Origin of the sequence: Klebsiella sp. B345 (assembly GCF_051131735.1) — a bacterium.
GTDB lineage: Bacteria > Pseudomonadota > Gammaproteobacteria > Enterobacterales > Enterobacteriaceae > Klebsiella.
Genome location: NZ_CP180443.1, coordinates 129,022 through 146,308 on the forward strand (window position 1 = coordinate 129,022; position 17,287 = coordinate 146,308).

General features: G+C 47.1%; 20 protein-coding genes. 14 read left to right on the plus strand and 6 right to left on the minus strand.

Going from position 1 to position 17,287, the window contains the following annotated elements; translation table 11 throughout:
• The first annotated feature begins 164 nt into the window (after positions 1–164).
• From ACMYSO_RS00605 to ACMYSO_RS00645, 9 genes are all read left to right on the plus strand, one after another.
• Positions 165–920, plus strand: a complete 756-nt coding sequence (locus tag ACMYSO_RS00605) for a DeoR/GlpR family DNA-binding transcription regulator (RefSeq protein WP_434585049.1) — start codon at positions 165–167, stop codon at positions 918–920.
• A 344-nt stretch (positions 921–1,264) separates the two neighbouring features.
• Positions 1,265–1,714, plus strand: coding sequence for a PTS galactitol transporter subunit IIA (gene gatA, locus ACMYSO_RS00610; RefSeq protein WP_434668765.1), 450 nt, complete (start codon positions 1,265–1,267; stop codon positions 1,712–1,714).
• Between the two features lie 20 nt (positions 1,715–1,734).
• Positions 1,735–2,028, plus strand: a complete 294-nt coding sequence (locus tag ACMYSO_RS00615; protein WP_434585046.1) for a PTS sugar transporter subunit IIB — start codon at positions 1,735–1,737, stop codon at positions 2,026–2,028.
• 29 nt (positions 2,029–2,057) lie between these two features.
• A complete protein-coding gene (locus ACMYSO_RS00620; protein WP_434668766.1) occupies positions 2,058–3,311 on the plus strand; it encodes a PTS transporter subunit IIC in 1,254 nt (417 codons plus the stop codon).
• Between the two features lie 18 nt (positions 3,312–3,329).
• Entirely contained in the window at positions 3,330–3,974 is a 645-nt protein-coding gene (rpe, locus tag ACMYSO_RS00625) for a ribulose-phosphate 3-epimerase (RefSeq protein ID WP_434668767.1), read from the plus strand.
• Positions 3,975–4,081: 107 nt separating this feature from the next.
• Positions 4,082–4,834: an SDR family NAD(P)-dependent oxidoreductase gene (locus ACMYSO_RS00630; RefSeq protein ID WP_434668768.1), complete on the plus strand. Its 753-nt coding sequence runs from the start codon at positions 4,082–4,084 to the stop codon at positions 4,832–4,834.
• 15 nt (positions 4,835–4,849) lie between these two features.
• Positions 4,850–5,410, plus strand: coding sequence for a 6-phospho-3-hexuloisomerase (gene hxlB, locus ACMYSO_RS00635; protein WP_434668769.1), 561 nt, complete (start codon positions 4,850–4,852; stop codon positions 5,408–5,410).
• Between the two features lie 241 nt (positions 5,411–5,651).
• Positions 5,652–6,848, plus strand: a complete 1,197-nt coding sequence (locus ACMYSO_RS00640) for an MFS transporter (RefSeq protein ID WP_434668770.1) — start codon at positions 5,652–5,654, stop codon at positions 6,846–6,848.
• A gap of 187 nt (positions 6,849–7,035) precedes the next feature.
• The gene (locus ACMYSO_RS00645; protein ID WP_434668771.1) at positions 7,036–7,917 is read left to right on the plus strand and encodes a LysR family transcriptional regulator; all 882 of its coding nucleotides are present in this window, start codon (positions 7,036–7,038) and stop codon (positions 7,915–7,917) included.
• Between the two features lie 191 nt (positions 7,918–8,108).
• On the opposite strand, the gene ACMYSO_RS00650 is transcribed toward ACMYSO_RS00645, so the two are convergent.
• From ACMYSO_RS00650 to ACMYSO_RS00660, 3 genes are all read right to left on the minus strand, one after another.
• The gene (locus ACMYSO_RS00650) at positions 8,109–9,263 is read right to left on the minus strand and encodes an NADH-dependent flavin oxidoreductase (RefSeq protein WP_434668772.1); all 1,155 of its coding nucleotides are present in this window, start codon (positions 9,261–9,263) and stop codon (positions 8,109–8,111) included.
• 69 nt (positions 9,264–9,332) lie between these two features.
• Positions 9,333–9,968 (minus strand): SDR family oxidoreductase, encoded by a 636-nt coding sequence (locus tag ACMYSO_RS00655; RefSeq protein ID WP_434668773.1) that lies wholly within the window; start codon positions 9,966–9,968, stop codon positions 9,333–9,335.
• Positions 9,969–10,032: 64 nt separating this feature from the next.
• Positions 10,033–10,953 (minus strand): alpha/beta hydrolase, encoded by a 921-nt coding sequence (locus ACMYSO_RS00660; protein WP_434668774.1) that lies wholly within the window; start codon positions 10,951–10,953, stop codon positions 10,033–10,035.
• 161 nt (positions 10,954–11,114) lie between these two features.
• On the opposite strand from ACMYSO_RS00660, the gene ACMYSO_RS00665 reads away from it, so the two are divergent.
• Complete coding sequence (locus ACMYSO_RS00665) at positions 11,115–12,029, plus strand: LysR family transcriptional regulator (protein ID WP_434668775.1); 915 nt, start codon at positions 11,115–11,117, stop codon at positions 12,027–12,029.
• A gap of 134 nt (positions 12,030–12,163) precedes the next feature.
• Here ACMYSO_RS00665 and ACMYSO_RS00670 read toward each other — a convergent pair whose 3' ends face one another.
• Genes ACMYSO_RS00670 through ACMYSO_RS00680 form a run of 3 tightly spaced genes read right to left on the minus strand, consistent with a single transcriptional unit; the run spans position 12,164 to position 13,784 of the window.
• Positions 12,164–12,892, minus strand: coding sequence for a putative quinol monooxygenase (locus ACMYSO_RS00670; protein ID WP_434668776.1), 729 nt, complete (start codon positions 12,890–12,892; stop codon positions 12,164–12,166).
• A gap of 26 nt (positions 12,893–12,918) precedes the next feature.
• On the minus strand, positions 12,919–13,197 hold the full coding sequence (locus tag ACMYSO_RS00675) for a YciI family protein (protein ID WP_434668777.1): 279 nt from the start codon (positions 13,195–13,197) through the stop codon (positions 12,919–12,921).
• 11 nt (positions 13,198–13,208) lie between these two features.
• Positions 13,209–13,784, minus strand: coding sequence for an NAD(P)H-dependent oxidoreductase (locus ACMYSO_RS00680; protein WP_434668778.1), 576 nt, complete (start codon positions 13,782–13,784; stop codon positions 13,209–13,211).
• Between the two features lie 141 nt (positions 13,785–13,925).
• Between ACMYSO_RS00680 and ACMYSO_RS00685 the strand changes: the two genes are divergently transcribed.
• The 4 genes from ACMYSO_RS00685 to ACMYSO_RS00700 all read left to right on the plus strand — a co-directional run bounded on the left by ACMYSO_RS00685 (position 13,926) and on the right by ACMYSO_RS00700 (position 17,107).
• Positions 13,926–14,834: a LysR family transcriptional regulator gene (locus ACMYSO_RS00685; RefSeq protein ID WP_434668779.1), complete on the plus strand. Its 909-nt coding sequence runs from the start codon at positions 13,926–13,928 to the stop codon at positions 14,832–14,834.
• 139 nt (positions 14,835–14,973) lie between these two features.
• A complete protein-coding gene (locus ACMYSO_RS00690; protein ID WP_434668780.1) occupies positions 14,974–15,564 on the plus strand; it encodes a TIGR00730 family Rossman fold protein in 591 nt (196 codons plus the stop codon).
• Positions 15,557–15,970: an NUDIX hydrolase gene (locus ACMYSO_RS00695; RefSeq protein ID WP_434668781.1), complete on the plus strand. Its 414-nt coding sequence runs from the start codon at positions 15,557–15,559 to the stop codon at positions 15,968–15,970. The genes ACMYSO_RS00690 and ACMYSO_RS00695 overlap by 8 nt, the downstream gene beginning before the upstream one ends.
• A gap of 519 nt (positions 15,971–16,489) precedes the next feature.
• A complete protein-coding gene (locus ACMYSO_RS00700; protein WP_434668782.1) occupies positions 16,490–17,107 on the plus strand; it encodes a CatB-related O-acetyltransferase in 618 nt (205 codons plus the stop codon).
• Positions 17,108–17,287: the final 180 nt, after the last annotated feature.

The following is a 17,287-nucleotide window of genomic DNA, read 5'->3' on the forward strand; positions in this document are numbered from 1 at the left end:
TAAAAATCAATTAATATCATATTGTTAACTTTGTTTTTTTAGCGAGTGGCTCTCTTGCTATCGTTCAAATGTCGTGTCTCACATTTGGCCGAGGTTTGCTTTTGTTTGCTTCTTCTGTGCTATGCTCTGGTCAAAATCACTCGCAAAACGGTTCAGGAGGAAGGATGTACCTGGTTGAAGAAAGGAGAAAGCTAATACTTGAAGAGATTATTTCTGCAGGGACCGTGTATGTCAGCGACCTTGCGAAAAAGTATGAAGTTACCTACGAAACCATCAGAAAGGATCTGACTCATCTTGAACAAAAAGGACTGCTGGTTAAAAGCCATGGCGGCGCAACCTTAAAGCAGGGGGCAGTTGAGCATCCTTTTCAGGTCAGGGAAAAAGAGAACAGCTCCTTTAAACAAGCTATTGCCAGAAAGGCCCTCGAATTTATCCCGCCAAACAGCTCAATGATCATTGGTACAGGTAGCTCTAACTTTGAGCTGGCAAACCTGTTGTGTATGAAATCCGGCTTCAAAATTTTTACGGATTCGCTCCCGGTAGCCAGCGTACTCATCGAATCAGATAATCAGGTCTTCCTTTTCGGCGGGGAACTGAGGAAAAAAAGCTCCTCTGTGTTTGGAGGCTGGGCGGTATCGATGATTAACGATATCAATGTTGATCTGTGTTTTATCGGTACAGATGGCTTTAGCAAAATGAACGGCCCCTCGACACCTTCATCATCTGATGCGTTTCTGGACAGGACCATCATTGCCCGGTCGGAAAAAAAATACATTTTGGGTGACTACACCAAGTTCCAGCGCAGCAGCCTGTTCAAGATTTGCGACTGGTCGGAAATCACGGCTCTCATAACAAATGAGATTGCGGATAAAGACGGTATTGCAGAAGTCTCAAAGTTTACCACTGTCATAACGTGTTGAATCTATTATCACTGACGGTGTGATATCGCACCGTCATGTCACGTCGTATCACAACCTGACCGCTCATAAGAGCAATTAGTGCAAATGCCATCAATAACACCATTTAGACGAGTGATTCTATCTAATTAATTGTAATTCAATGAGTTAAGTTGATTTATTAGTGGATCTTTTTGATGGTAATGCTCATATGAGCGATAAAGCATGTGCGCTAATGTGATTTATTGTGATCAAGTTATAACTTTTTAAACCTCTTCAGAATCCGACAAAAGCGATGTGCTATAAATGCTCACATGATAAATCGACAGCTCACATGAGCATATCATGTGTCGTGAGGAGAGGAAGACGTGAGCACTATTACAGTCAATGTCGCGGATGGTTCCGCATTCAAAAATTATGATGAGGTCCTGCAACATATCCATGCAACACAAACTGCTGCGGGGATTGTGAAGGATTCCTACCTGAATGCCCTTCGTGAACGCGAGGCTGATTATCCTACCGGCATTCAGCTGGATGGCTACTCTGTGGCCATTCCGCACTGCGACAGTCAGCACGCAATTAAACCTGCCGTTTATATTATTCGTCTGCCTCAGGCCATTGAAGTTAATGAGGCTGATGGCGACGGAAAATTATGGGTAAATCTGGTTATTAATTTGGTTGTAACCGATCCGGCCGATCAGCTTCAGCTGCTGAAAGCTCTGTTTAACCTTCTGCAGATAGTCGATTTTTACCATCAACTGCTGGCGCTTCCAATGGAAGAAGCAAAGGCTATGTTCATCAACAAAATAATTAAATAACAAGCATCCGGAGCCTTATTATGATTACTATCCTCGTAGCCTGCGGAAGTGGCGTTGCCACCTCTACCTTAGCCGCTGATGAAGTTAAATCGGTATGTGCTGAATATGGTATTGCAAACGTTAAAATCAATAAATGCAGCATGTCAGAGTTAGCATCTGAAATGCAAGGCGCTGACGTTGTGCTAACCACTAATAACTATAAAGGTGATATTGGAAAACCTCACATGAGCGTGGCTGGTTTTATTACTGGCATTAATGAAGCAGTGCTCCGGCAGAAATTAGGTGCATTGTTAACTGAGATTTCCAAAAGCTAAAGTCTGAAAAAAAAGACGGGGATGGTTATATGGAAATGTTAAAAGGCATTATCTTTACGATTACAAGCATGGGCGCCACGGCAATATTACCGCTGGTTATTTTTTTGTTAGGTTTGGTTTTCCGCATGAAAGTGGGGGCGGCCATTAAATCTGGTATCACCGTAGGTATCGGTTTTATCGGCCTGGGTCTGGTTGTTGGCCTGCTAAATACCTCACTGCATCCTGCCATCGAGTATTATTCAAAAATCGGTAGTGGATTCACGGTTGCTGATATTGGATGGCCTGCGGTAGGCGCTGCCGCATGGGTTGCGCCATTTGCGGCGATGGTTATCCCGATTGGTATTATTCTGAATCTGATACTTGTTCGCCTGAAACTGACCAAAACGCTGAATGTCGATATCTGGAATTACATGCACTTCCTGGTACCAGGTGCATTGGCATACTTTGTTTTCGACAGTTTTTTCCTTGGGCTGGGTATTGCTGTTGCACTGAGCGTTGTCGCGCTTTTTATTGGTGACCTGATTGCGCCAAGATGGCAGAAATACTATGGGTTGGAAGGAACGACCTGTACCACGATGATCCACATTGGCTGGACACTGCCATTTGCCTGGGTGGTTAACAAAATTATCGATTACATCCCTGGTTTAAATAAGCTGGATGTCGACCTGGAAAGTGTTCATAAACGGCTGGGGGTTTTTGGTGAGCCAGCGATCATCGGCGTCATTGTCGGTTGCCTGCTGGGCCTGTTAACCAAACAGCCTATCACCACTATCGTGCCGATGGCCATGGGGGTCGCTGGTGTAATGGTGCTGTTGCCAAAAGTCGTTGGCGTGCTGATGGAAGGGCTCAATCCGATTGGTAAGAGCGCCAAAGAAATCATGCAAAAGCAGATGGGTAAAGATGCAGAACTGAATATCGGGATGGACTGCGCACTGGCGCTTGGCGACCCGGCGACGGTGACTGTCACGGTGATCACTATTCCACTGACTATGCTTTGTGCGCTGGTATTACCGGGGATTCAGATTTTCCCAATTGGTGTGCTGATGTCAATTATTTACATGACCACCATGACGGTCATGGTCAGTAACGGCAACGTTATCCGCTCGATTATCTCAACCTTACTGTTCTGTATTGTGGTGATGTACCTGGGTGGGTATGTCGCTCCAGGTGCCACGCAATTCCTCAACGGCGCTGGCGTTGGCCTGAATGGTCAGGGTACGGACTTTGTATTAACCGGCCCATGGGAAATTCTGACCTACTGGATGAGTACAGTAACTCACTAATTTACGGAGTTGACGACAATGGCACAAATTTTACCTTCTATATTTGGAGCAAATTTCTTACGTTTGCAGGAAGAAATTCAGTTTCTGGAAACAGAAAAGACAGAAATTCTGCATGTTGATTTGATGGACGGAACCTACGTAAGCAATATCGCGTTCGGTCCTAACCAAATCGCCGCAATGAAAAAAGCAAGCTCGATGATCTTCGATGTTCACATGATGCTGGCAAACCCGGAAAGACATATTGATGATGTCATTGATACTGGTGCGGAAATGATTTCGGTGCACTATGAGTCCACGCCACACGTGCATTATATTCTTCAGAAAATCAAGAAGGCTGGCCGTAAAGCCGGGGTGGTGCTTAATCCTGGCACCCCAGAAAGGGTGATTGAGTATCTCCTGGATGATATCGATTATATTCTCATCATGACTATCAATCCTGGCCAGCCGGGTCAGACATTTATTGAAAAGAGTCTGGATAAAATCAGGAATGCCAGAAAATTAGTCGCGGGACGTAATATCAAGATTGAAGTGGATGGTGGTGTGAACGCCGACATTGCGAAAAAGGTCAAAGAGGCCGGCGCTGATTTGATTGTTGTTGGTGGGGCACTATTTAATGCTGATCCTAAAGAAAGCTACCAGGCATTGAGAGCTTCCATTCAGTAAATATTAACGCACTGAATGCCAGTCGGTATTTATTTAAAGTTTATTTAAATTACCACCTTGGGGAGGTCATCCTCCCCTTTGTTATAAGCTTTGAGGAGTAAATTAAGATGAGTAATTTTGAAGGTAAAGTCGCGTTAGTCACGGGCGGAGCACATGGTATTGGTAAAGGTATTGCCAGACAATTTGCGGAGCGTGGTGCCCATACGGTTATCGTCGATTACAACGAAGAAAATGGTAATAAAACGGCTGCCGAACTGACGTTTGGTCATGTGAAATCATTATTCGTTAAAACGGATGTCTCCGATCCCCAGGCGCTGGAAAACGTGCGTGAAAAGGTTATTGAAACGTTTGGTCGTATCGACATTTTAGTATTAAACGCCGGAGTGGCATTTGCCAATAAGGTCAATGACATTACGTTTGAAGAATGGAATAAAACAATCGCAATCAATTTGACGGGGTTATTCAATACCGTTAAGGCATTCTATAGCGATTTCACGACGAATAACGGCTCAATCGTGTATATCTCTTCTGGCTCGGCGCTGTCCGGTACCGGCGGTGGGGTCAGCTACCCGGCCAGCAAAGCCGGCGGGGAAGGGTTAATCCGTGGTCTGGCAAAAGAGCTGGGGCCAAAAGGTGTCAATGTTAACGCCATCGCGCCGCGTTTGATCGATACCGGTGAAATGATGCGAGTTAATTATCCGACTCAGGCCGACCTCGACGCGGTGCTGGAAAAAATCCCGGTGCGCCGCCTTGGTACTATTGATGATGTCGCGAACCTGGCGATCTTCCTGGCCGATAAGGACAACTCCTACATTCAGGGGCAGACAATTTTGATGGATGGTGGTCGCACCATCGCGTAAGAGGAGGGGAATCACATGAGCGTTCAACAGAACACCTTCGATATTCTGAGCGAGTTACAACAAAACGCCCTTAAAATTGACGATGCTCAGGCACAACAGTTTGTTGCGCAGATTAAGCAAGCAGGGCACATCTTTTTGCAGGGCGCTGGCCGAAGCGGCATTGCGATCCGAGGGTTCGCAAATCGGTTATTACACCTCGGCTTTTCGGTGAGCATCGTGGGTGAAATTTCATCCCCCCACACGAAGCCTGGCGATCTGGTGGTGATTGGCTCCGGTAGCGGGGAGACGGGTAGTCTGGTCAGCCTTGCGCAAAAAGCGGTTTCCTGTGGTGTTGATGTGGCATTAGTTACCATGAAAGCGGAGTCTACCATCGGCAAGCTGGCCAAAAGTGTCCTGGTATTACCCGGGACCGTGAAAGAAGATAACGACCGTGAGGAAGGGGCATTTTCTCAGCCAATGGGTTCAGCCTTCGAACAGCTATGCTTTATTACCTATGATGCTATCGTACTTGAGCTGATGGCCCAGCTTGGCGAAACCAGCGACACGATGTTTAAACGGCACGCTAATCTGGAGTAGCCATCAGGAAATGCCCCGGAAGGGGCGTTTCCTTTTTTCAATAAATCAGTGTGACTGTATGGCCCTCGTGCGTATCGACGTTCTCACTGTCGAGACCCCATTAAGAACCTTTCAGAGTATTGCTGACGACTAAAAATCCCTCTCATGTATAAATAAATTTATATCATCTGAAATTTAGATTATTTTATTTATCACTCTGACTTAATCAGACTGCATTCCTCACTTATATCAGGAGGCAGTCATGCCATTCGTTATTTATGTTTTCACGATCAGTGCCTTTGCGCTCGGGCTCGCAGAATTTGTCCCTATTGGGCTGACCGACGTCATGGCTGAGGGATTAGGCGTGAGTGTGGAGCAGACTGGGGCAGCAGTTACGACCTATGCGCTTGGTGCAACGTTCGCCGCTCCGGTGCTGGCCGCGCTGACAGCAAGCTGGAGTCGGAAGAATGTGATGCTTACAACTGCCGTTGTTTTTACTACCGGGAGTCTGGCGGCTGCATTTGCCGCAACATTACCTCAGTTACTGGTGGCCCGCTTCATTGCCGGCCTGGGACACGGCCTGTTTCTGGCTGCCGCATCCAGCACCGCAGCTCGTCTGGCTGGTCCGGGTAAAGCTGGCAGAGCGGTTGCTGTGGTTTTTGGTGGCTTTACTCTGGCAATGGCGATAGGCGTGCCGTTAAGTACATGGCTGGGCGGTGTAGTGTCCTGGCGTCCGGTTCTCGGCGCGATTGCCGCTTTCGGCGCGCTGGGTTTCTTTGGGCTGCTGTTCGGCATGAAAGACCCGGTACGCAGCGTATCCGGCGAACATGGCGGCTCAGCAATGCAGAATATCAGCATGTTGTTTAACCGTAAGTTGCTTGCTGGTGCCCTGGTCACGGTGCTGGCGTATGCAGGTTCCTTTACCGCTTACACTTATATCGCGCCTGTTCTGACGCAGGTTACCGGGGTTTCTGGCGCGACGGTTAGCTTGTTCATGCTGGTATACGGGATAACCGCCGCGGTAGGTAATATCCTGGGTGGAAAACTTACCGATAGCATGGGGGTTAGTCGTGCAAATATTTTTATCATCAGCGGTATTGTTATTGTAGTGCTGGGTATGTGGCTGCTGGCATCCTCACCAGCAAGCATGGGTGTTATGGTTGCGCTGCTGGGTATGCTGACGTTTGCCGCCGTGCCAGCGCTGCAGGCCCGTCTGATTGGCGTGGCTGAGAAGCATGCTCCTCATGCCCATGGTGTCGCTGCAGGTCTGAATATCGCGGGCTTCAACTCCGGCATCGCACTTGGTTCGGTGCTGGGTGGACTCACCATTACGCATGCCGGTATCGTTTATACCGGCATCAGTGGTGCGTTTGTTTCTCTGCTTGGCCTGCTGTTGCTACTCGCTCAAATCAGACGTAGCCAGAGCAGTCATAAATCGCGGGTTAGTCAAGGAAGATAATCTGACAGCCGTTACGGCGGCGAGCATCGCATCCCCCATGCAGGCCTTGGCACCCATGCAGTTTATGAATGGAAACCGCCGGCCACCGTCGATGCGTGGGGAATACGCGATGATTATGTGAGTGAACTGGCCCTGGCTAGATTGGGGCTCCCATTAATCAAAAACTTCATCAGCAAGGCGCTCCATTATGAGCCATCTTACCCACCTGCGAACGTTTCTTGAGGCCTATCGCTCTGGCTCCTTTTCAAAGGCAGCTGAGCTGCTTGGGATCACGCAGCCGGCGGCGTCACAGCATATCCAGTCCCTTGAGGTGCTGGTTGGTAAACGCCTGTTCATCAGGCAGGCCAGAGGCGTATCAGCAACTGAAGCTGCAGATGAACTGGCACGATCCATTTCTCCTTTCATTGACGGTCTGGAAGAAAAGCTATCTTCTTTCCGCTCTGGTCAGGTTCGTGGGGGGACCGTGAGCCTGGCTGGGCCACCTGACTTTATTCATTCCTGCCTTGGGGCAGTAATGGCGCCATTGATGGGGGAGGGATACCGTCTGCGCTTTCATACCGGCAATAAACAGAGAATTTACTCACTCCTGCATGAAGGGAGCGTGGATCTTGCTGTAACCGCATCAATGCCTGATGAACGCCTGTACGGTTACGCGCATTTACTGACAGAACGCATGCTTCTGGTTTATGCGCCCGCCATGTCGGAGGTGTTCGGATCAGAGCCTGACGCTGAAAAATTGGCCTCTTTGCCGCTGATTGCTTACGACGAAGAGTTACCGTTGATTAGAGCGTTGTGGGCCACCATGTTCCAGAAAGCGCCTGAGATGCAGGCTGCATTCACGATTCCTGATCTGCGTATTATTCGCGACCTGGTCTGCGAGGGTCATGGTTGGACGGTGTTGCCGGATTATCATTGTAATGATGACCTTAAAAGTGGTCGCCTGGTTTCCGTTACGCCTGCAGATCTCGCCCCGACTAATCATCTTTATCTGGTCTGGAACAAAAGGACGGCGACTAACAGTAGGACTGCCTACGTCCGGGATTTTATCCTTAAGGCGTTTCCGCGCTGAGGTATCGGCGGACAACCCGTTGCTGTGGGCCGGGCAGGCGGTAAGCCCTCCAGGGTTGTTTTGAGTGAGGAGGGGCTGTTCACAATTGGTGATGGCATTACTAACGTCGCGATGTATTCATCAACGGGGAATAGGCCAGACTAAACACAGTGGAATAACGAGTCATCGATTCCACGACATACAACCACGGATTAAATTTCCCCAATATCACTGACAGGAAACCATCCTGTCCCTTTTGATGCCTTGATAACCCTCCAAAGTTTGTCTGGAATAGATAGCTCTGGCACGGATTTGGGGTCAAGTGCTGTCAGAATTTCATCACATCGCCCTGATTTAGCTAAAGAAACCCACTCAGGATTGATAACCAGCCCTTTTCCTACAGCGACGAGAGGCAGCCCTAAGGAAAGTGCTTCCAGCGCCTGAACGGGGGTTCGTACTTTTCCCGCAGCAATCACCGGAACCCTCCCGGCAATATGATTTAATAGCAGTTCAATAGTTCGCGGCCCGTTTGAATTATCAACGGGGTAGCTCTCATTAATACTCACCAGAGAGGCGTGTATATAAGAGACACCGGATGAGATCAAACGATCCAGTAGCTTATAAGTGTCCTCTATCCGCAGTCCCCCCATGGCAGACTCTTCAGGAGATATTCTGTAGCCAATGACAAACGGTTTCGTCGCACATTCGTAAACTGTGTTTTTAACTTCCTGCAATACGGCCAGCGGGAAACGCATACGATTCTCAAGGTTGCACCCCCATCTGTCAGAGCGATGATTAAACAATGGGGAAAAGAAATTTTGCAGTAGGAAACCATGCGCACCGTGAAGCTCAACGCCATCGAAACCGGCTTTGATCGCTCTTTTAGTCACATCACCAAAGGCCTGAATCGTGGCCTGGATTTCGTTCTCCGTCATTTCCCTGCTCAGGGTTTTACCAGGATTGATATCACCAGCCTGGGCGTTTGATGGGCTAGCGCTAATGACATCACTATCTGGCACAAGGTCAGGAATCGCCTTGTTGCCAGCATGAAAAATCTGAAGAATGGCCGGTGCACCGCCGCTCTTTGCCGCAGTAGCCAATTTCTCAAGACTGTTTATGAATCGATCGTCATATGCCGCAAACTCATTGGTAAATCCGATACCGCTTGGCGTAACGTAGGTACAGCCGGTGATAACAAGGCCAACGTCCCGAGAACGTCGCGCATAAAACGCCAGCTCTTGAGCTGATATTGTCCCGTCGGGATTTGCTGACCATGTGGTCATTGGAGCCATAACGACGCGATTACGCAGTACTATATTTTCCCCCAGAGTATAGGGAGAAAATAATGAGGTTAATTTATTCTGCATGGTACTATTTCCGTTAAATTTATTTAATAACAAGACGTGTGCTGCGGAAGTTAATCATACAAAAGTGGATTACATGAATTTAGGTTTGCTTCCATTTGTGCCAGGTTTATTTAAACCGATATTTTTATTAATCATTTCGGATGGTTTATTTATGATTCGGACAATCTGATCGGCTACGCTCTTTCTGGAGACCTCTGTTCCGTTAAATAATTCATCTTTTTGTGTGATCTCATAATCAACTTCGTTCTCATCTGTCAGCCAGGCGGCTCTGATGATTGTATAGTCGAGGTTTGATGCTTCCAGAATGTCAGCGGCTTTCCTGTATGGAGGAAGATACTCTCCGATAGCTTTATTGTTCCACTTGCCAAAAGCGCCTGGTACTTCATCATAGATTCCAAGGGTGTTGATACTGATTACTCTGGTCACGTTCCTTTTTTTCATTGCTGAAGTAATGACTTCCATTTGCTCATCAACATTTCCTGCGAGGTTTGCATAAACAATATCTTTCCCTGCTATAAGTTGGTCCATGAGCTTTTGGTCTGATGCATCACCAATGATAATTTCTGAATTTACAGGCTCATTCCCTTTTATTTTTATTGGATTACGATACAATAATGTCATTTTAATATCAGTTTGAGTGGATAGCATATCTATCACCCAACGGGCAATTTGACCATTGGCACCTAAAATAAGCACATTATTCATTTTCGTGTCCTGGATAATCAGCAGGTTGTAAATGGGGAGATAGTTAATCCCCCCAGGTTAGCACTTACAAATGGGTTCTGTAGAAGGGGATTAGTTTGTCCAGAGCCTGCTTAACAGGTTCTGGTTTATCATAGAGGTCATAATGAGACCACCCTTCAACCACGACCAGTTCTTTATCTTTGGAAGCTGCCCGGCCAATAATTTCACAGCCATCACGATATGCGCCAAATGCACCAACTTTGTCCCCTACGACAACCATCAGCGGCTGGGTCAAGAGAACTTCTGCCAGATGAAATGCATCCCACCCCACGGCGACAGTTTGATGAGAGAAAAGCGCCCGGTTAACCCCGTTTGGCGCATAGCCTCTCGGAGAACGGTAATATTCAGTTGCACCAAACAAGTCTGTTTCTGTCAATCCAGCTGCAACAGCAGCCTCCGGTGATGGTGGCAGCAAATCATCCACACGAAGCTCGGTTCCACGAGCCTCAGCGGTTCTTTGCTGTGCCATTGCTTCGAGCGCACCAATCGGGTCGAACGCAGTAAATCCTTCACGCATAAGACGACCATAATTTGCGCCAGTGACAGTCCCAATGGCCTTAATTCGACGCTCAGTCATTGCGGCATTGATGGCATATCCACCACCGCCACAAATACCCAGCACACCGATACGATCTTCATCGACGTAAGGTAGTGTCACCAGATAATCAACCACAATACTGAAATCTTTAACCCGCATAGTGGGATCTTCCAGATAACGTGGCTCTCCACCGCTATTCCCCTGGAAACTGGCATCAAACGCAATCACGATAAACCCAGCTTTTGCCAACGCTGCGCCATAAACGCTACCTGACGTTTGTTCTTTACAACTTCCAATCGGATGAGCGCTGATGATTGCTGGATATTTTTTGGTCTCATCGAAATGGGCAGGGAAATAGATGTCAGCAGCTATATCCCAGTACGTGTGTTTAATCGAAACAGTCTTCATTGCATGCTCCAGGGATTTAACCCAACAGGTTTAACGGGTAATGCTGTTTACACCGAGTGGCGCTCATGGTTACGCGGCGGAGTGAGTAAATAGTAGAACTTGTATTGGTCATCATCAATAACCTAATATCTACCACAGTGTTAAGCCATGGTTTACAAAAAATGAAAATAGAGCCTTCAATTCTGCCTTCTCTTGCATGGTTCGCGTTGATTGCACGCTCCGGCAGCTTCTCTAAAGCAGCCTCGGAGATGGGCATTACACGGGCAGCATTATCCCAGAACCTAAAAGCGCTTGAGGAACGACTCAATACCAAACTGGTTTATCGAACCACCCGTAATATGTCGTTAACAGAAGAAGGGCAGCGCCTGTATGACGTACTGATTTCGGCATTTGGACAAATTGATGACGCTCTCAAAGATGTTGGTGATACCCAGCTTGAACCTACGGGTTTACTCAGAATAAATTCCTCACGCGTTGCGGCAAGGATGCTTGTTGAACCACATATCAGTGAATTCCTGCTCCGTTATCCAAAAACACAGATAGAACTGATCATGGATGATGGATTGTCTAACATCATTGCTGAAGGGTGTGATATCGGGATCCGCCTTGGGCAGAGTCTGGCTGAGCATATGACGGCAGTGCCTGTTTCCCCGCGGATAAAACTGGTGACAGTGGCATCACCAGACTATTTACAAAAGAACGGTATTCCACAAACGCCCCAGGAGTTATGCAATTACAATTGTTTACGGTTACGACATAAAAGTAGTGGGGCGCTGCCATCCTGGGAGTTCTCCCTGAAAGAGAATAATGAAGAATTCGAACTTGAAGTTTCTGGTGGGTATGTCACCAACGACGATGAAAGTATGATTCGTATGGCCGTCAATGGGACTGGCATCATTCAACATCTCGATTTTGCGATAGCAGAGCAGATTAACAACGGTCAGTTACAACAGATTCTTCAGGACTGGTGTACATCATTCCCGGGCTTCTATCTCTATGTATCATCACGAGTAAGAATGCCTTCTAAAGTTCGCGCATTCATAGACTTTATGGTCGAGAAGCGCTTGAAAGATTGAGAAAACACGCTGGCATATTTCCTTCGCGATCCGTTTTAGCGCCTGGTTCGCGTTTGGCACAACGCGGACCAGGCGCTAAGCTGAAGGCCCGTAGTGAGCGAAGAGCGGTAGTTTTCGTCTGGTGGGACAGTCATTCACTTAATTTTATACATCAGACCGCCTTTGTTCATAAGCTTGCCTGGTTTAATCGCAATGGCTTCTTTATCCGTCGTCATTTCTGCCGTTTGCGCAATGTATTCTTTAAAGTGAGAGGTCAGGCGATGGGCCTGATACGCCTCTTCGCTGGCGTAAATTTCATAGAAATACCAGCGATTAAGGTTAGCTTTATCAATAGCGGTGTACATTGCCAGAACACCGTCTTCCTGCTTAATGGACTGTGCCATTTCGGGTAAAACAATATCGCGAAAAGCGTGCCCACACTCTGGCTTCACCACAACGATGACAAAGTTAGCGATCGTGCTATCACTCTGCACAATCTTTTTATCTGCCAGAAATTGCGGTACCACATCAATTCTGCGTTTTTGACTCGCTTCCAGAATATCTGGTGACTTGCGCAAAAACTCTTTATAGCTCGTTGAGTTCAGATGTTTGTCATAAGCATCGTTGTCAGCATAAATTTCAAAGACATAAGCAACTGCCGGGTTCGCTCTCTTGCTGGCTGAATACATCGCAAGCGTTCCAGGTTCGCCAGTTACCGACGCCGTAATATTTTTTTCAGCCAGGTTGTTGTATGCGGTATTGTTATCTTGCTTGATGACGAGTTCAAAAATATTGAACACGGGCGCAACAGTTTCGTTTTGTCCGTGCGCAACAGCAGAACAACTCAGTGCCAAAAGCAGTGGCAAAGAAACACCGGCGTTCATAAATGACCTCTCTTTTTCTCTAATATTTATTGCCAGCTTCCCACCATTTTCGGGGTAAATTCGCGAATCTCATATTCAGCAAGATCAGGGTAATAGGCGTCCTCTCTCAGAATGGCTTCCAGCGCCTCCCGGTTTTCAGCCTGGGCAATGATTACCCCCGATCTTTTAGCATCGTTATAGGGGCCGATGAGAATAAACTTACCGGCGTCAAAATATTTCTGAAACCAATTTACGTGATACGTGAAAAGGGCTTCATGCTGCTCTGCCGTGATATCGCCATTCACTTTAATATTGATGAGATACATTTTTACCCTCTTCAGACAACCATTTTTAAAGCTGGCGCATTATTCTTGATCGCGATAATCAAGCGTTTGGCGTGATCTGTAGCCTGGGTTATTTGTTCGCGAACTTTGGCTTCATCACGCCCTGCATAACTGAGCCCGAAGGTGTAAACCGGTTCCAGCATGTCCAGATTGCATAGCACTGCCAGCGTTTCAAACTGTGTCAGGTACTGTCGAATATCGTGACCGAACAAGCCTTCCGGGGAATACAGGCTTTCCGGGGCACCGGCGGTAAATGACAGGAGTAATTTTTTGCCCCCCAGTTTGGCGGTGGAGCCATGAGCAAAACCGTGAACGAAAACGCGATCAATCCATAACTTCATTAACCCCGGCACGGAATACCAGGAAAAAGGGAACTGCCAGACAATCACATCGGCGTTAAGTAAGGCTTCCTGTTCCTTTATCACGTCGATCTGGTAGTCAGGATACAGCGTATCGAGAAAGCGAATTTTGGTTTCTGGCAGTGCTTTCGCGACTTCATCCAGGATAGTGGCATTGCCAATAGACTCATTAATATTGGGATGACCTGAAATAATCAGTACATTTTGCATTACTGGCCTCCTTCAGCAGGGCGTTGTTTAACTGGACGTGAGTATAAACCCCCCTGATTCTGATTTTTAGAGCAGTAATAGCTTATACACTATTAGCCAATAGCTAATAATATGGCTCTGTTTATTTCCCAGGATGACGCCATGAACAATGCCATTTACAACCAGATCCGTATCTTTCAAAGCATCGCCCATGAGGGAAGCATCACTGCCGCTGCCAGAACGCTGGAGATAACGCCGCCTTCCGTCAGCAAGGCGCTAAAACTTCTCGAGCAACATATTGGCCAGCCTCTTTTTGTGCGTACTACGCGGCGTATTGAGCTGACGGATGCCGGGGAGCAGCTATTGCAGCAGACTTCGCTAGCCGTCGCGTCGTTGGAAAATGCGGTCGAAAGCCTCAAAGAGCTTCATCAGGAACCATCCGGGCTGGTCAGAATTACGCTGTCACGCTTTGCCTACCTGCTTATTTTAAAACCGGTCATGGCGGCGTTTTGTCAGAGCTACCCGGGAATACAGCTTGAAATATCCGTCTATGACGGGACCGTGAATATGATTGATGAACGTTTTGACCTGGGCATCCGTTTCGGCGATATCCTCGAAGAGAACGTTGTTGCTCGCCAGTTGTTGCAACCGTTTCGTGAGGGTTTGTATGCTTCTGCAGCCTATCTCGCAAAACACGGTATGCCTGAACGACCGACGGACTTGCATCAGCATCAACTCATTGGCTATCGCTTTATCACCAATAACCGAATTCTCCCTCTGGTACTGGAAGATAAAGGAGAGCAATTAACCGTTGAGATGCCGGGGCAAATCATCAGCAATGATATTGATGTCATGGCGGATGGGATCCGCAGCGGCCTGGGAATCGGCAGATTGTTTGAGCCAGTATATGAGTTACAACCCGATAAAGCGCAGTTTATCCCGGTTATGGAATCTTACTGGAAGACCTATCCACCCGTTTATCTCTACTACCTGAAAAGTACGGGTAAAGCAAAGCGAGTCAAAGCGCTGATTGATTTTTTAATAATGAACACGACCGACATAACCTGCTAAACGTCTGCATCCGTAGAAGCGCACCCTACTTATACTGGGAGGGGGGCATCCTCGCTTCATGAGAAGGGCGGATGCTATCATGGGCCTCGCTTGATTTTCGCCTTTGTGGCGGCTTTGTTCATTTTCTTGTGGAGGAAATATGAACCACACAGTTGGCATATTCTGTGGCTCATCTGAGGGCAGTTCAGCAGCTTACATGGATGCTGCTCGTCATACCGGTAAATGGTTGGCAGAACAGGGGATACATATCGTTTATGGTGGCGGGCGTGTTGGCCTAATGGGTGCCATCGCTGATTCAGCTCTGGCGTGTGGTGGGCATGTCACGGGTGTGATTCCAAAATCCTTGCTGGAGCGTGAAATTGCCCACACCGGATTGTCCGAGCTTCATGTCGTGGATAACATGCACCAGAGAAAAAACGTGATGGCAGAGTTATCGTCCAGTTTTATCGCGTTGCCTGGTGGGGCAGGAACTGCTGAGGAAATATTCGAACAATGGACCTGGGCACAGTTAGGTATTCATCATAAACCCTGTGCGTTTATGAACGTTAATCATTATTACAATCCACTAAGAGTGATGGTTCAGCAAATGGTCAGCGAAGGTTTTATGAAACAGAGCTACGCCGATATGCTGCTGTTTTCTGAAAATATACATGACATTATCGATTATTTTAACGCCTACACACCACCTGTTTCAAAATGGACAACCCTGAACGAGCCGCGCCATGACTGAATCAAAAATTATCCACATTGCTGCAGCCATCATTATGGATGGAAAAGGGCAGTTACTGTTGGTTAGAAAAAGAGATACCGTATATTTTATGCAACCCGGAGGAAAGATTGAACCAGGCGAAGACGCTAAATCCGCACTGATTCGGGAACTGAGGGAAGAGCTCAATCTTAAGCTAACACCTGAGGAGCTTACACCCTTTGGCGAATTTACGGATATAGCCGCTAATGAACCCGGTCATTTGCTACATGCCTGTATGTTCAGCACAGAAAGATGCTTTGCAGACGTTCGGCCCGCCGCTGAAATTGAGGAGATTCTCTGGTTGTCTCCTGATGATATCGCTTCTAAGCAACTGGCACCGCTAACCGCAAATAAAATTGTCCCACGCGTATGGTCATCGTCACTATAGAAAACCGGTTGCTGGCTTGTCGTTTAGCCCGTTCACTGACGGGGGAGTGACATAATTCTTATCATATTTGCCTAACAATGAATTTCCGGTCTGCTTCTGACACGAAGCAGACCGGAGTAGGCATTCTGGCTGCTATGAGCGAAAAGCGGAGGTGTGAAATAGAGCATGTCACGGATGAAGGTATTGCCCCCACTTCGGCGTATTGAACCACATGGAGCAGGCCACCCTATGTAATTGCTATAAATGCGCGCAATCAGCGATGTTTTTTTGTATTTTTTGTTTTTATAAACAAACAGCGTGTTACATATTAATACGTTGTAGCAAGAATAGCGCATCTGCTTTACATATTGATTAACTGAACTTAAGGATATGCAGAGGCCTGGAGTCATTAACGATGAACCTTGTTTCGGCGTTAATTTGAATAACGATATTGTTTGTGCTTTAATATCATTATATTAAGTTGTTTCTCCGTGATTATTTTCATCGGGTATTATATTCAGGGTAAACCAGGAATTATCTATGTCAGAAAAACATTGGTCTCAGGTCGAGTATCTCCATCAGACCGTCACTAATCCCAACATTCATATTAAAGGCACCCATAGTTATTATAGCAACTGCTGGGATCATGGTTTTGAGCGCTCCGTAGTCAGATATTTGCTTGGAGATCAGATCAGCAGAGACTGGCAACCCTTGGGAGAGCTTGACCGCTTAATCATCGGCAATTTTGTCTGCATCGGAGCGGAATCAGTGATCCTCATGGGAGGCAACAGTACGCATCGAATGGATTGGGTAAGCCTTTACCCTTTTATGGCATCAATAAAAGATGCATATCAATCTCGCGGCGACACGGTTTTGGGCGACGGTTGTTGGTTAGGAATGCGGGCAATGATAATGCCCGGAGTCACGATAGGAGAAGGGGCTGTTGTGGCGGCTGGCGCCGTGGTAACCAAAGATGTCCCTCCGTATGCCGTCGTTGGTGGTAATCCAGCAAAAATCATTAAATATCGTTTTGCTCACGCTGATGTGGACCGGATAAAATCATTGAATTTGTACGAGCTCCCTGAAAATAAACTAATTGAGTTACAACCACTGTTGTCATCAGGGGATATTTCAACTCTCGAATCAATGTTGTTTTAATCATGCATACAAGATGAAACGAATTGTGCACCCGGTACCTGTAGCAATTTATCTTAAGCTTTACCGAATTGATGAGAAAATCTCGTCAGCCTATCTCACCGATAACACCACCATTTTTGAGACGGCCGAACCTGGGAAAAAGGTGGGGAAAATGTATTCAGAGTCCAGCCAGGGTTAAAC

Excerpts from the sequence above, each read along its gene's own strand:
- ACMYSO_RS00605 (WP_434585049.1), top strand. The coding sequence starts at position 165 with ATGTACCTGGTTGAAGAAAGGAGAAAGCTAATACTTGAAGAGATTATT.
- rpe (WP_434668767.1), top strand. The coding sequence starts at position 3,330 with ATGGCACAAATTTTACCTTCTATATTTGGAGCAAATTTCTTACGTTTG.
- ACMYSO_RS00695 (WP_434668781.1), top strand. The coding sequence starts at position 15,557 with ATGACTGAATCAAAAATTATCCACATTGCTGCAGCCATCATTATGGAT.
- ACMYSO_RS00660 (WP_434668774.1), bottom strand. The coding sequence starts at position 10,953 with ATGAAGACTGTTTCGATTAAACACACGTACTGGGATATAGCTGCTGAC.
- ACMYSO_RS00680 (WP_434668778.1), bottom strand. The coding sequence starts at position 13,784 with ATGCAAAATGTACTGATTATTTCAGGTCATCCCAATATTAATGAGTCT.
- ACMYSO_RS00655 (WP_434668773.1), bottom strand. The coding sequence starts at position 9,968 with ATGAATAATGTGCTTATTTTAGGTGCCAATGGTCAAATTGCCCGTTGG.
- ACMYSO_RS00700 (WP_434668782.1), top strand. The coding sequence starts at position 16,490 with ATGTCAGAAAAACATTGGTCTCAGGTCGAGTATCTCCATCAGACCGTC.
- ACMYSO_RS00690 (WP_434668780.1), top strand. The coding sequence starts at position 14,974 with ATGAACCACACAGTTGGCATATTCTGTGGCTCATCTGAGGGCAGTTCA.
- ACMYSO_RS00615 (WP_434585046.1), top strand. The coding sequence starts at position 1,735 with ATGATTACTATCCTCGTAGCCTGCGGAAGTGGCGTTGCCACCTCTACC.
- ACMYSO_RS00670 (WP_434668776.1), bottom strand. The coding sequence starts at position 12,892 with ATGAACGCCGGTGTTTCTTTGCCACTGCTTTTGGCACTGAGTTGTTCT.
- ACMYSO_RS00620 (WP_434668766.1), top strand. The coding sequence starts at position 2,058 with ATGGAAATGTTAAAAGGCATTATCTTTACGATTACAAGCATGGGCGCC.
- ACMYSO_RS00650 (WP_434668772.1), bottom strand. The coding sequence starts at position 9,263 with ATGCAGAATAAATTAACCTCATTATTTTCTCCCTATACTCTGGGGGAA.
- ACMYSO_RS00685 (WP_434668779.1), top strand. The coding sequence starts at position 13,926 with ATGAACAATGCCATTTACAACCAGATCCGTATCTTTCAAAGCATCGCC.
- ACMYSO_RS00640 (WP_434668770.1), top strand. The coding sequence starts at position 5,652 with ATGCCATTCGTTATTTATGTTTTCACGATCAGTGCCTTTGCGCTCGGG.
- ACMYSO_RS00645 (WP_434668771.1), top strand. The coding sequence starts at position 7,036 with ATGAGCCATCTTACCCACCTGCGAACGTTTCTTGAGGCCTATCGCTCT.
- ACMYSO_RS00665 (WP_434668775.1), top strand. The coding sequence starts at position 11,115 with ATGAAAATAGAGCCTTCAATTCTGCCTTCTCTTGCATGGTTCGCGTTG.
- ACMYSO_RS00630 (WP_434668768.1), top strand. The coding sequence starts at position 4,082 with ATGAGTAATTTTGAAGGTAAAGTCGCGTTAGTCACGGGCGGAGCACAT.
- ACMYSO_RS00675 (WP_434668777.1), bottom strand. The coding sequence starts at position 13,197 with ATGTATCTCATCAATATTAAAGTGAATGGCGATATCACGGCAGAGCAG.
- hxlB (WP_434668769.1), top strand. The coding sequence starts at position 4,850 with ATGAGCGTTCAACAGAACACCTTCGATATTCTGAGCGAGTTACAACAA.